Annotated in this window: 10 protein-coding genes; 2 read left to right on the forward strand and 8 right to left on the reverse strand. The window is 64.3% G+C overall.

The genetic code is table 11. The features are described 5' to 3' along the window. Positions 1–122 precede the first annotated feature (122 nt). Positions 123–626: a hypothetical protein gene (locus C266_RS05415; RefSeq protein ID WP_010806238.1), complete on the reverse strand. Its 504-nt coding sequence runs from the start codon at positions 624–626 to the stop codon at positions 123–125. A 547-nt stretch (positions 627–1173) separates the two neighbouring features. Here C266_RS05415 and C266_RS05420 point away from each other — a divergent pair. Next, positions 1174–2325, forward strand: a complete 1152-nt coding sequence (locus C266_RS05420) for a glycerate kinase (RefSeq protein WP_010806239.1) — start codon at positions 1174–1176, stop codon at positions 2323–2325. A gap of 114 nt (positions 2326–2439) precedes the next feature. Here C266_RS05420 and C266_RS05425 read toward each other — a convergent pair whose 3' ends face one another. The 5 genes from C266_RS05425 to prpB all read right to left on the reverse strand — a co-directional run bounded on the left by C266_RS05425 (position 2440) and on the right by prpB (position 9932). Beyond that, the gene (locus C266_RS05425) at positions 2440–3888 is read right to left on the reverse strand and encodes a bifunctional 2-methylcitrate dehydratase/aconitate hydratase (protein WP_010806240.1); all 1449 of its coding nucleotides are present in this window, start codon (positions 3886–3888) and stop codon (positions 2440–2442) included. A gap of 24 nt (positions 3889–3912) precedes the next feature. Further along, positions 3913–5103 carry a 2-methylaconitate cis-trans isomerase PrpF gene (gene prpF, locus C266_RS05430; RefSeq protein ID WP_010806241.1) on the reverse strand — a complete coding sequence of 397 codons (1191 nt, stop codon included), beginning with the start codon at positions 5101–5103 and terminating at the stop codon, positions 3913–3915. Positions 5104–5114: 11 nt separating this feature from the next. Then, the gene (gene acnD, locus C266_RS05435; RefSeq protein ID WP_010806242.1) at positions 5115–7724 is read right to left on the reverse strand and encodes a Fe/S-dependent 2-methylisocitrate dehydratase AcnD; all 2610 of its coding nucleotides are present in this window, start codon (positions 7722–7724) and stop codon (positions 5115–5117) included. Between the two features lie 137 nt (positions 7725–7861). Beyond that, a complete protein-coding gene (gene prpC / locus C266_RS05440) occupies positions 7862–9013 on the reverse strand; it encodes a 2-methylcitrate synthase (protein ID WP_010806243.1) in 1152 nt (383 codons plus the stop codon). 28 nt (positions 9014–9041) lie between these two features. Beyond that, complete coding sequence (gene prpB / locus C266_RS05445) at positions 9042–9932, reverse strand: methylisocitrate lyase (RefSeq protein ID WP_010806244.1); 891 nt, start codon at positions 9930–9932, stop codon at positions 9042–9044. Between the two features lie 344 nt (positions 9933–10276). Between prpB and prpR the strand changes: the two genes are divergently transcribed. Further along, positions 10277–12382 (forward strand): propionate catabolism operon regulatory protein PrpR, encoded by a 2106-nt coding sequence (prpR, locus tag C266_RS05450; protein ID WP_010806245.1) that lies wholly within the window; start codon positions 10277–10279, stop codon positions 12380–12382. A gap of 28 nt (positions 12383–12410) precedes the next feature. On the opposite strand, the gene C266_RS27665 is transcribed toward prpR, so the two are convergent. Next, positions 12411–12572: a hypothetical protein gene (locus C266_RS27665; RefSeq protein WP_168162869.1), complete on the reverse strand. Its 162-nt coding sequence runs from the start codon at positions 12570–12572 to the stop codon at positions 12411–12413. Positions 12573–12909: 337 nt separating this feature from the next. Continuing rightward, positions 12910–13779, reverse strand: a complete 870-nt coding sequence (locus C266_RS05455) for a LysR family transcriptional regulator (protein ID WP_010806246.1) — start codon at positions 13777–13779, stop codon at positions 12910–12912. Positions 13780–13813 lie beyond the last annotated feature (34 nt).

Here is a 13813-nt window from a genome sequence, read left to right on the forward strand (position 1 = left end):
CACAGTAAAAGCCTTCGTGCCGCCCGGCCGGCGGCACGTTCGCCGTCATGATACCCCGCCGTTGTATGACGCCGCCGTGACAGCGGCATGACACTGCGGCCGCTATCGGCGTCGCAGGAGGGTCAGAGACACTGGCGCACGGCGTCGGCAAGCGACTGCGGGCCGGTCGACCCGAGATAGAGCGAACCCTGGCTACCCGGCTTGTGCGGTGCAAGATCGAGAATGGCGAGAATGCCGTCGTCTTGCGAGGAGAGCTGGAGTGTCTGACCGGTGCCGGCTTTCTGCCGTTGCAGGCGGGCATAAGGCAGTTGCTTCTTCCAGAGACGCGCCGTGCAGGCACTCACGCTGGCAAACGCCTTCTTCGAGGAACCTTGCCACACGGCACCGTTACTGCGCGCGTCGTCGACCGTATCCCGATAGGCAGGCAACGTCTCGACTTTTACATTTTCCGGTGCAACGTCGGCGACGCTGCCCACGGGGGGATCGTTGCACGACGCGACGGGCGGCGTTTGCGCGCATGCGGCCAGCAACACAGCGAGCGTCACACTCGCTGCGGCAACCGCCCCCGTAGCACCGCGCCGCGCCGTACGCGTCGTGCCGGAATTCCTGTCTTTGCCCCGGTTCATGCCCCCGCTCCACACTTGCTAATAGCCGTCGCACGCGCCATGTCTTCCGGCTGCCGCGGCAAGCCGGGCATCGTTGTGACGACAGTTTGGTATCTGGTTCCGGCGCCTTATCTCTGCTGAGCTGGTGGGCTGCTGGCCACGCAATGTCTTTTGCGCTCGTGTCAGGCCACAACCCGCGCCGATTTGTTCGGTCTGCTCTGGTAATGCCGTCACCCTCGCGCGCCCCGCGCCTCGCATTGCGGGCCACACGGCTGATCGGGCGACGGATCGCCAGTTGGCGCTCATCTTACTCGTGTTATTCATAGCATGGCAATTCGCGCAATGCGCGCTGGCCCGAATCGCGTATATTGCAGGTTTCTGTCACACTGCGCCGCACCGCCTCGCGCCCGACCCTGCTGCGAGCCGACGTGCCACCCCGCCCGCCGAGCCCTGGATCAATCATCCGGCCGGTACGCCATAAGCGAGAACAACAAGCGGACCGATAGCCACACGTGGCGCATGTGAGCCCAGCCAACCCGTATTCACTTTTGCGACTGTCCCGATTTCCATGTCCAGCAATGCGCAAGCCCCGATCATCGTCATCGCCCCCGATTCGTTCAAAGGTTCACTGAGTGCTCCGGAAGTCGCGCGCGCCATCGCGTCCGGCATCGCTCGCGCGCTGCCGCAAGCCGAACTGCGGTTGCGCCCGATGGCCGACGGCGGCGAAGGCACGCTCGACGCCCTGCTCTCCGCAGGCGGTCGACGTGTGCCGCTGTCAGTGCGTGGTGCGGGTCAGGCGTCGGTCACCGCCGAGTACGGCATCATGCCCGACGGCACCGGCGTGCTGGAAAGCGCCAACGTGGTGAGCATCACCGACCCCGTCGGCATGCAGACACCGGTGGCCGAGCGCTCGACGGTCGGCCTCGGCGAACTGGTGCGCGCCCTGCTCGATACCGGTGCGCGCCGCGTGCTCATCGGTCTGGGCGGCAGCAGCACGAACGACGGCGGCGCGGGTCTGCTCGTCGGTCTCGGCGCGCGTTTGCTCGATGCATCGGGCGAAGCCGTGCAGCCGGTGCCTGCGGCGCTGCATCGTGTCGCATCGATCGACCTGAACGGGCTCGATGGCCGTCTGAAGGACTGCGAACTGATCGCCATGTCCGACGTGAACAATCCGCTGAACGGCCCACAAGGCGCGACGGCGATCTTCGGGCCGCAAAAAGGCGTGAGCGAATCACAGGTCGAACCGCTCGACCGTGCCATCGCCCATTTCGCCGGGCATGCCCATCGAGCGTTCAGTGCCAACGAGGCGGCCAGCCGCGCCGGTGCCGGTGCGGCTGGCGGTCTGGGCTTCGCGCTGCATTTGCTCGGGGCGCAGTTCCGCTCCGGGGCGGAAGTGGTGGCCGAGCGCGTTGGACTGCCGCAAGCGGTGGAAGGCGCCGACTGGCTCATTACCGGCGAAGGCCGCAGCGACGGGCAGACGCTTTCGGGCAAGACGCCGATGATTGCCGCCCAGGTGGCGATCAAGGCCGGGGCGACGGCATCGCTGCTCTCGGGCGCGATCGATCGCAGCGCGCTGGAAAGTCTCTCGCGCGTGTTCTCGGGATGCTTCTCGCTGACGTTCGGCCCCACCACGCTAGAAAAGGCGATTGCCGATGCGGCCGGTCTGCTGGCCGACAGCGCGGAACAGATGACTCGCCTGCGCTATACCCACAAGGGCTGAGCCGCACGCACCGTCGCTACACTCGCCTCATCCGGCGATTCGGCGATGCCGAGCACCGGGCGGCCCGACATTGGCTGACAAGCACAAGCGGGGGCTCGTGGCGAGTCAGCCCCGTCACACCATCAGATCCACGAACTGGTGCACCGGCATCGCCTCCAGCCGTTGCTGATCGAGCGCGATGTCGAGGATGCGCGTTTGTGCGCGAGCAGCGAAGCGGCGCGCCAGATTCGTCTTGAACTTCTCCACGAGCAGCGGAATCCCCTCGGCACGGCGGCGCATGTGGCCGATCGGGTATTCGACCAGCACTTCGCCGAGCGTGGTGCCGTCGGTCAGCGTGACGCTCAGCCCGTTGGCAATCGAACGCTTGTCGGGATCGTGATAGTCGCGGGTGAACTGCGGGTCTTCCTCGCAGACGATATTCGCGCGCAACGCATCGATACGAGGATCGGCGGCGACGGCATCCTCATAGTCGGCCGCCGTCAGACGCCCGAATAGCAACGGCACCGCCACCATGTACTGAATGCAGTGATCGCGGTCGGCCGGATTGGCGAGCGGTCCCTGCTTGTCGATGATGCGAATCGCGGCCGCATGCGTGCGGATTTTGACCGAGCGAATGTCCTGCGCGGTACGCCCCATCGCCTTCAACTGGCCGTGAAGTGTCATTGCCGCCTCGGCGGCCGTCTGTGCGTGAAACTCGGCCGGGAAGGAAATTTTGAACAGCACGTTCTCCATCACATACGAACCGTACGGGCGCTGAAATGCGAACGGCTTGCCCTTGAACAGCACGTCGTAGAAGCCCCAGGTCTTGGCGGTGAGCACCGACGGATAGCCCATCTCTCCGGTGCGCGCCATCAGCGCGAGCCGCACGGCGCGGCTCGTCGCATCGCCCGCCGCCCACGACTTGCGGCTACCGGTGTTAGGGGCATGACGGTATGTGCGCAGACTCTGTCCGTCGACGAATGCAAGCGAGAGCGCGTTGATCAGTTCGTCGCGCGAAAGCCCGAGCATTTCGCCGACGACCGCCGTCGACGCCACTTTCACCAGCACGACGTGATCGAGGCCGACCTGATTGAACGAGTTTTCCAGCGCCAGACAGCCCTGAATCTCGTGCGCCTTGATCATGGCGGCAAGCACATGACGCATCGTCAGTGGCGGCTGCCCCTGCGCCACCGCCGTGCGCGAGAGCCAATCGGCCGTCATGAGAATGCCGCCGAGATTATCGGACGGGTGTCCCCATTCGGCGGCCAGCCAGGTGTCGTTGAAGTCGAGCCAGCGAATCATCGCGCCCAGACTGAACGCTGCCTGCACCGGATCGAGTTGATACGGCGTGCCGGGGACTTTCGCCCCGTTCGGCACCACCGTACCCGGCACGATGGGGCCCAACAGCTTGGTGCAGGCCGGATAGGACAACGCTTCGAAACCGCACCCGAGCGTATCGATCAGGCAGTTGCGAGCGGTGTCGAAGGCGAGATCGCTGCGGATCTCATAGGTCAGGACGTAGTCGACAATGTCCGCGAGAACCTTGTCGGGAGAAGGACGCACGTTCGAGATACCGGCAGACATCGACTACCTCCTGTCATTACGTTGTCAAAACGCGTCTCCGGGAATACGCACCCAGCCTTCCATCAACACTCGGGCGCTACGGCTCATGATAGCCTTGGTGACCGTCCACTCGCCGCCCTCCTGTTTCGCTTCCGCGCCCACGCGCAGGGTGCCCGAGGGATGCCCGAAGCGCACCGCGTTACGCGCGCCGCCACCGGCGGCCAGATTGACCAGCGTACCCGGAATCGCCGCCGCCGCACCGATGCAGACCGCCGCCGTACCCATCATCGCATGATGCAGCTTGCCCATCGACAGGGCACGCACCAGCAGATCGATGTCGCCGGGATTCACGGCCTTACCGCTCGACGCCGTATAACCGGCCGGCTTCGCGACGAACGCGACCTTCGGCGTGTGCTGGCGCGTTGCCGCTTCGGACACGTCCTTGATCAACCCCATGCGGATCGCGCCGTGCGCGCGGATAGTCTCGAACATCGCGAGCGCTTTCGGATCGCTGTTGATCGCGTCCTGCAACTCGGTGCCCCGATAGCCGATGTCTTCCGCGTTGAGGAAGATCGTCGGAATGCCGGCGTTGATCATCGTCGCCTTGAAGGTGCCTACGCCGGGCACCTCGAGATCGTCGACGAGATTGCCGGTCGGGAACATGGCACCGCCCTCACCGTCTTCCTCGGCGGCCGGATCGAGGAATTCGAGTTGCACTTCGGCGGCCGGGAACGTCACGCCGTCGAGTTCGAAATCCCCCGTCTCCTGCACCGCACCGTTCGTCATCGGCACATGCGCAATGATCGTCTTGCCGATGTTGGCCTGCCAGATACGCACGACGGCCACGCCATCGCGCGGCACCCGCGCCGGATCGACCAGTGCGCCGCTGATCGCGAACGGGCCGACGGCCGCCGACAGATTGCCGCAATTGCCGCTCCAGTCGACGAACTTCTGGTCGATCGACACCTGGCCGAACAGATAGTCCACATCGTGCCCCGGCCGCTCGCTTTTCGCGATGATGACCGTCTTGCTCGTGCTCGACGTCGCCCCGCCCATGCCGTCGATCTGCTTGCCATACGGGTCCGGGCTGCCGATCACGCGCATGAGCAGCGCGTCGCGCGCCGCGCCCGGCACCTGCGCGGCGGCGGGCAGGTCCTGAAGGCGAAAGAACACGCCCTTGCTGGTGCCGCCACGCATATAGGTGGCGGGAATGCGGATTTGTGGCTGATGCGCCATCACATCTCTCCTCAGGCGGCCGCCTGCGACGATTCCAGAAAGTCCTGCGCGAAGCGCTGCAGCACGCCGCCCGCCTCGTAGATCGACACTTCTTCAGCGGTATCCAGACGGCAGGTCACCGGCACCTCCACATGCTCGCTGCTTCCGTCCTTCTTCTGGCGGTGAATGACCAGCGTGAGATCCGCGCGCGGCTTGCGCTCACCGATCACGTCGAACGTTTCGCTGCCGTCGATGCCCAGCGTCTTGCGGTTCGTGCCCGGCTTGAACTCGAGCGGCAACACCCCCATGCCGACCAGATTGGTACGGTGAATGCGCTCGAAGCCTTCGGCGACGATCGCCTCGGTGCCCGCCAGACGCACGCCCTTGGCCGCCCAGTCGCGCGACGACCCCTGACCGTAATCGGCCCCGGCAATCACAATGAGCGGCTGCTTGCGCGTCATGTACGTCTCGATCGCTTCCCACATGCGCGTGATCTTGCCTTCCGGCTCGATGCGCGCGAGCGACCCCGCCTTGACCTGCCCATCGACCACGACCATCTCGTTTTTGAGCGTCGGATTGGCGAACGTGGCGCGCTGCGCCGTCAGGTGATCGCCCCGGTGCGTGGCGTACGAATTGAAGTCCTCTTCCGGCAGCCCCATCTTCGCGAGGTACTCGCCGGCTGCGCTGTCGGCCATGATCGCGTTCGACGGCGAGAGGTGATCGGTCGTGATGTTATCGCCCAGCACCGCCAATGCACGCATGCCGCGCAGCGTGCGCTCACCGGCCAGCGCCCCTTCCCAATAGGGCGGACGGCGGATGTAGGTGCTCTTCTCGCGCCAGTCGTACAGCGGCTCGGCCGGCTCGCCATGCACGACGGAGGCGGCGAACATCGGCTCGTACACGCGGCGGAATTGTTCCGGCTTGACGCTGCTTGCGATGATCGCGTCGATTTCCTCGTCGTTCGGCCACAGGTCGGCAAGCCTCACGGGCTTGCCGTTGGCATCGACACCCAGCACGTCCTTTTCGATGTCGAAACGGATCGTCCCGGCAATGGCGTAAGCCACCACCAGCGGCGGCGACGCGAGAAACGCCTGCTTCGCATACGGATGAATCCGGCCGTCGAAGTTGCGATTGCCCGAGAGCACGGCCGTGGCGTACAGATCGCGCTCGATGATTTCCTGTTGGATCACCGGGTCGAGCGCACCCGACATGCCGTTGCACGACGTGCAGGCGTAGGCGACGACACCGAAGCCGAGCGCTTCGAGCTCCGGCAGCAGCCCGGCGGCTTCCAGATACAGCGTGACGGCCTTCGAGCCGGGCGCCAGCGAACTCTTGACCCAAGGCTTGCGCACGAGGCCCGCGCGGTTGGCGTTGCGCGCGAACAGCCCGGCGGCAATCATATTGCGCGGGTTGTTCGTGTTCGTGCAACTCGTGATGGCCGCGATGATGACCGCACCGTCGGGCATCAGGCCCGGTTCGTTCTCAACCTTGCCGCTGATGCCGCGTGCGGCCAGCTCGCTCGTCGGCACGCGCTTGTGCGGATTCGACGGACCGGCGATATTGCGCACGACGCTCGACAGATCGAACGTGAGCACGCGCTCGTACCGCGCCTTCGTCAGGCTGTCGGCCCACAGACCGGTCTGCTTCGCATAGGTTTCGACCAGGGCGACGAGGGCATCGTCGCGGCCGGTGAGCTTCAGGTATTTGATCGTTTGCGCATCGATGTAGAACATCGCCGCCGTGGCACCGAATTCGGGCGCCATGTTCGAGATCGTCGCGCGGTCGCCCAGTGTAAGGTTGGCGGCACCCTCGCCGTAAAACTCGAGGTAAGCGGACACCACCTTTTCCTTGCGCAGGAATTCGGTCAGCGCCAGCACGATATCGGTCGCCGTAATGCCCGGCTGCGGCTTGCCCGTCAGTTCCACACCAACGATATCGGGCAGACGCATCCACGACGCGCGTCCGAGCATCACGCTCTCCGCTTCCAGACCGCCCACGCCGATGGCGATCACGCCGAGCGCATCGACCATCGGCGTATGCGAATCGGTGCCCACGAGGGTGTCGGGGTACGCCACGCCGTCCGTCACCTGAATCACCGGGCTCATGCGCTCCAGGTTGATCTGGTGAAGAATGCCGTTGCCGGGGGGAATCACGTCGACATTGCGAAACGCGCGCTTCGTCCAGTTGATGAAGTCGAAGCGGTCTTCGTTGCGACGGTCTTCGATGGCACGGTTCTTCGCGAACGCATCCGGATCGAAGCCTCCGCATTCGACCGCCAGCGAGTGATCGACGACGAGTTGCGTGGGCACCACCGGATTGACCAGCGCCGGATCGCCGCCTTGTGCGGCGATCGCGTCACGAAGACCGGCGAGATCGACGAGCGCCGTCTGGCCGAGAATGTCGTGACACACCACGCGCGCAGGGAACCAGGGGAAATCGAGATCGCGGCGTCGCTCGATGAGTTGCTTGAGCGAATCGGTAAGCGCCGCGGGATCGCAGCGGCGCACGAGGTTTTCGGCCAGCACGCGCGAGGTGTAGGGCAGCGTGTCGTAAGCGCCCGGCGCAATGGCCTCGACGGCAGCGCGGGCGTCGAAGTAATCGAGCGACGTCCCGGGCAGCGTTTTGCGGTATTCGGTGTTCATCATGTGAGGAAAGTGTCGGCCCGGCCTGTGGCGGTATTCAAACAATGTGCCTGTTTGGTAGACATCCGGGACGGTGGCGCAGATCCTGTCGCCGCCATCCCGGGCCGTGCGGGCAAGGCATGCCCGGTCGGGCAATCTCAGCGCTTTTCGATCGGCACGAACTGCTGATCTTCCGGCCCCGTGTAGTTGGCGCTCGGACGAATGATCTTGTTGTCGATGCGCTGCTCGATGATGTGTGCGCTCCAGCCCGACGTGCGCGCAATCACGAACAACGGCGTGAACATCGCGGTCGGCACGCCCATCATGTGGTAGCTCACGGCGCTGAACCAGTCCAGATTCGGGAACATCTTCTTGACGTCCCACATCACCGATTCCAGGCGCTCGGCAATGTCGTACATCTTCGTGTTTTGCTGATCCTTCGACAGTTCGTGCGCCACTTCCTTGATGACCTTGTTACGCGGATCGCTCACGGTGTAGACCGGGTGACCGAAGCCGATGATCACTTCCTTGTTCTCGACGCGCTTGCGGATATCGGCCTCAGCTTCGTCGGGTGAGTCGTAGCGCTTCTGAATCTCGAAAGCCACTTCGTTCGCGCCGCCATGCTTCGGGCCACGCAGCGCGCCGATGGCGCCGGTGATCGCCGAGTGAATATCCGAACCCGTGCCCGCGATCACGCGAGCCGTGAACGTCGACGCATTGAACTCGTGCTCCGCGTACAGGATCAGCGAGGTATGCATCGCCCGCACCCACAAATCCGACGGCTTTTCGCCGTGCAGCAGATGCAGGAAGTGACCGCCGATGCTGTCGTCGTCCGTCTCGACATCGATGCGCACGCCGTTCTGGCTGTAGTGGTACCAGTACAGCAGCATCGAACCGAGGCTGGCCATCAGCCGATCGGCGATGTCGCGTGCGCCCGGCACGTTGTGGTCGTCCTTCTCCGGCAGCACGGTGCCGAGCACCGAGACGCCCGTGCGCATCACGTCCATCGGATGCGCGGCGGCGGGGACGGTTTCGAGGGCGTCCTTGACGGCAGCCGGCAAGCCGCGCAGCGACTTCAGCTTGGCCTTGTAGCCGCGCAGCTCCGCCACGGTCGGCAACTTGCCGTACACCAGCAGATACGCAATTTCCTCGAACTCCGAGGTCTGGGCCAGATCCAGAATGTCGTAGCCGCGATAGTGCAGATCGTTGCCCGAACGGCCCACGGTACACAGGGCGGTATTGCCGGCGGTCACCCCCGACAGGGCGACGGATTTCTTCGGTTTGAAGCCAGTGGCAGTCGTCTCGCTCATGCTCTTTCCTCCAGGATCAGGGATTCGGTTATTTCTGTTGGGCGAACAGAGCGTCGAGCTTCTGTTCATAAGCGTGGTAGCCGATGCTCTCATAGAGTTCGGCGCGCGTTTGCATAGTGTCGAGTGCGGCCTTTTGCGTGCCGTCGCGACGAATCGTGTGATAGACGTTCTCCGCCGCCTTGTTCATGGCGCGGAACGCCGAGAGCGGGTACAGCACCAGACCGACCTGCGCACTCTTCAACTCTTCCACGGTGAACAGCGGCGTCGAGCCGAACTCGGTAATGTTCGCGAGCACCGGCACCTTCACGGCGTCGGAGAACTGACGGTACATCGGCAACTCGGTCATCGCTTCCGGGAAAATCATGTCGGCGCCCGCTTCAACGCACGCACAGGCGCGATCGATGGCGGCCTGAAGTCCCTCCACGGCCAGCGCGTCGGTGCGCGCCATGATGACGAAGCTCTCGTCGGTGCGGGCATCGACTGCCGCCTTGATGCGGTCGACCATCTCCTGCTGGCTCACGATGGCCTTGCCGGGGCGATGGCCGCAGCGCTTCGCGCCAACCTGATCCTCGATGTGCATGGCGCCTGCGCCGAATTTAATGAGCGACTGCACCGTACGCGCAATGTTGAACGCCGACGGACCGAAGCCGGTATCGACGTCGACCAGCAACGGCAGATCGCAGACATCGGTGATACGGCGCACATCGGTCAGCACGTCGTCGAGCGTGGAGATGCCCAGATCGGGCAGGCCGAGCGAGCCTGCCGCCACACCGCCGCCGGACAGATAGATCGCCTTGAAACCAGCCGCCTTGGCGAGCAAGGCGTGGTTGGCATTGATAGCGCCGACAACCTGCAACGGTTGCTCGGTCTTGACGGCCTCGCGGAAGGCGGCGCCGGCCGAACGAATGGTTTGCGTCACTTGAGTCCCTCGGTCGTGTTGTGCGCGACCGGCAGTCTGACGTCGCCGAATCGCACTTGGGTTGAGTTACGGGTACTTCAATAGCAATGGACGTGCCAGCCGGGCTCCGGCGTGCACGCCGTTATCGTTGTCGCGCACCTAACGCGTTCATTTGTCAGCAGAAATTCTTTGCGGAAGTCACGTTTACGTCAAGCCGATTGTCGCTTGATGCGTTTCACTCATGTTGCATTGCGTTTCATTTTGAAACCAATTATGAAACTACACGTCGCATCATGCTACGATACGCTTATCTTTCCCCGCAGCCTCAGCAGTCCCCCGCCGCAAGATTACCGATGAGTTACGTCATGTCCAACGCCGCCGATTTGCCACCCCGCCTGCCGGCTTCCGCCGCGAGCGGTGCCCGTGTGGGGTTCGCCCAACCTGTGGCTGCCATGCGCAAGCCGGTGATCTGGGCGGTGGGTATCAGCAAGCTCGGCGAGCTGTACCGCGACATCGTGCCCGACTACGCCGCGCAAGCCGATGTGCAGATCATCGACAAAGGCTACGAAGCGGTCATCGAGGCATTGGAACGCTTGCCCGCCGGCAGCGTCGACGGCATCGTTGCAGCCGGATCGAACGGCGCATTTCTGCGCGAGCGCGTTGCCCTGCCCGTGGTGCTGGTGAAAGTGACCGGCTTCGACGTGATGCATGCGCTGGCAAGGGCACGCCGCACCCTGCCCCCACCCTCGTCTGCCTCGCCTGCCTCACGTATTGCGCTCGTGTCCTATGCGCGGCCTGCGCCCGAGTTCGAGCGCTTCAAGAGCGCCTTTCACCTCGATATTGCGCAGCACGCCTATTTCGACGCCCACGACGCTGAAGACCTCGTGCACCGGCTGCGCGACGAAGGCGTGGAAGTCATCGTCGGCCCCGGCCTTGTGACAGAGTTGGCCGAGCGGGCCGGACTCACGGGCGTCTTTCTCTACTCGCAGGATTCGGTGCGCGCCGCGTTCGATACCGCCCTCGAAGTTGCGCGTTTCGGGCGTATCGAAGCCCAGCGGCGCGAACGGCTCGACACCGTGCTGCGGCATTTGCACGAAGGCGTGGCGTCAGTCGATCTGAACGGACGCATCGAAGCCATCAATGCGTCGATGGCAGGCATGCTCGGCGTGACCGTTGCCGACGCCGTCGGCCGTCCGCTCGATGCCATTGCGCCTGCGCTGGACATTGCCCGTACGCTGGAAAGCGCGAGCGCGGAACTCGAGGCCATTGTCTCGATGGCGGGCAAGACGTGGGTCGTCAACCGCATTCCGCTGCTCGATCAGGGCACGCTAACGGGTGCGCTGCTCACCTGCCAGGACTCGCAGTCGTTCGCGCGCGTGGATCGTTCGCTGCGCTCGCGTCATCGCCCCCGGCATCTCGTGGCGCGCTACCGCCTCGACGATCTGATCGGCGACTCGGCAGCGATGACGCAAGTGCGCACGCTGGCACGCCGCTACGCACAGACCGATTCGACCGTGCTCGTCCACGGCGAGAGCGGCACTGGCAAGGAACTGCTCGCGCAGGGCATTCACAACGCCAGCCGGCGGCGCGATTACCCGTTCGTCGCCATCAACTGCGCCGCATTTCCCGAAACGCTGCTCGAAAGCGAACTGTTCGGCTATGAAGACGGCGCATTCTCCGGCGCCCGGCGCGGCGGCAAGGCAGGTCTGTTCGAGACGGCGCACAACGGCACCCTCTTTCTGGACGAGATCGGCGAGATGCCGATGCCGCTGCAAACACGTCTGTTGCGGGTCTTGCAGGAACGTGAAGTGCTGCGTCTTGGCGCGACCGAGCCCGTGCCGTGCGACGTGCGCGTGATTGCCGCCACGCACCGCGATCTTCGACAGCAAGTTGCCGCCGGACTGTTTCGCGAAGACCTTTACTACCGGCTCAACATTCTGCGCATGGTGTTGCCGCCGCTGCGCGAGCGCATGGACGACCTGCCGCGCCTCACGCCCCTCTTTCTCGAACGGGCGCTCGCTCGCGCCGGGGCGCGCATGAGCGTCGACGCGCTACAGGCATCGCTGCTGCCGTTGCTGGCCGCCTATCGCTGGCCGGGGAATGTGCGGGAATTGGAGAATCTGCTGGAGCGCATTGCGGTCGTGTGCGCCGACGTCGTCGACGCGCGGGAAATCGGTCGCGCGCGATTGATCGAAATTGCGCCAGAGTTGGGAATCACATCGTCCGATGTTTCAAAAGCGAACAACGGACGAGAAATGGAAGGTCAGGATTCCCCGGAAACTCGCGTCGATGAGGCAGATACCTGCACAACGCCGCCCCTGTCGGGCCGAGCCCGACGCGCAGCAGAGGAACTCGCCCGCATTCACGCTACGCTGGCGGCGTGCGGTGGCGAGCGCAACGCTGCCTGCGAAGCGCTCGGCATCAGCCGCTCGACGCTCTGGCGCAAACTTCGCGACACCAGCGGCGGCTGAGCCTCATCGAGCCGATGCACCCCCGCCGTCAATGCTGGTGACGGATGCGATCCCACATCTCGTGCCAGTCCAGGCGCTTGTGCTCGGACGGCTCATCGTGATGCGTCACCCAGAAATGATCGACGGCCATGCCGATGGCGAAGCCGACGAGCAGCGCCACAAGCATCATCGAAAGGTTGAGCGTGGACATGGCGGCCTCCTATCGGTCGGGAATGTGTTTCCATTCTAGTCAATCGTTTTCACGCCTGCATCCCGTTCCCTTAATGGCGACGCCATAAAAAATGACCGGCATCAAGTCATTCGCGAGAATTTTCTTGAAGACCAGAAACGTATGCAGGACGCGAGGTTAGCGCAACTTTGCGGAGCTGCGACTTCGTGGGCTAGGCGCCATATAAGCGCATCGCGGAAGACAGCCGGGTCGCACTGCATCGGGAACTATTGCCTGCAGATGGCAAGCTTGTCGCGGCATCGTAACCTCTTGGCCGTCGCGCCCCAAAGCCACTATGTGGCTTGCCCATGCCTGACGCTCAATCGGCAAACGCCGATGTGATCGCCTCCACGACGACACGCACTCTGGCCGTGCGCGCCAAATCTTGGTGCAACACCAGCCACGTTTCGTAGGGCCTGGCCCGACGGCGCTCCGGCCATAGCCGCACCAGCGCGGGATCGCGCCGGGCCAGGTACTCGGGTAGCTCGCCTATGGCCAGGCCAGCGCGCACGAAGGTCGCGAGCATCAGGCTCGAATCCAGTTCGGCAACCACGCGACCCTGTGCCCTGGATTCCCCCGCCAGCGTATCGTCCTGCCGGCCGGTCACACCCTGCTGGTAAAGTGCAATATCGTGGTTCGCAAGGCCTTGTCCGGGCTGCGGTTCGCCATGTTTTGCCAGATAGCTTCGGGTGGCGTACAGGCCGACTTCCCAGCAGCCGAGTTGGCGAACGATCAAATCCGGCTGCTCGGGCCTTAGCGTACGTACAGCTATGTCGGCCTCCCGCCGCGCCAGATCGAGTAGCCGCGTCGTGGTGCTCAGTATCACCCGTACCTCAGGATGGCTGGCGCGCAGGCGTTCAATGGCAGGAACCACAAAGTCCACCGCCAGCGCGTCGGTGGTGGTCACGCGCACCTCACCGGCCACGCGCGCATCGGCACCTTCGCCGCGGCGCTCGAAGGAGACTGCCATGCGCTCCATGTCCGCAGCCACGCGCAGCACTTCCTGGCCGGTGTCGGTCAACACCAGACCGCCCGTGGTGCGCAGGAACAGCCGGCTGCCCAGCGCCCGCTCCAATCCGGTCAGACGCCGGCCCACCGTGGTCTGGTCGATGGCCAGTTGCTGCGCCGCCCCACGCAAGGTGCCAGCGCGCTGAATTGCCAGGAATACCCGCACGTCGTCCCAGTTCATTGCTGCCTCATTGCCGATGCTGCAAATATGCAGC

This window comes from Pandoraea sp. SD6-2 (assembly GCF_000389825.1).
Lineage (GTDB): Bacteria > Pseudomonadota > Gammaproteobacteria > Burkholderiales > Burkholderiaceae > Pandoraea > Pandoraea communis.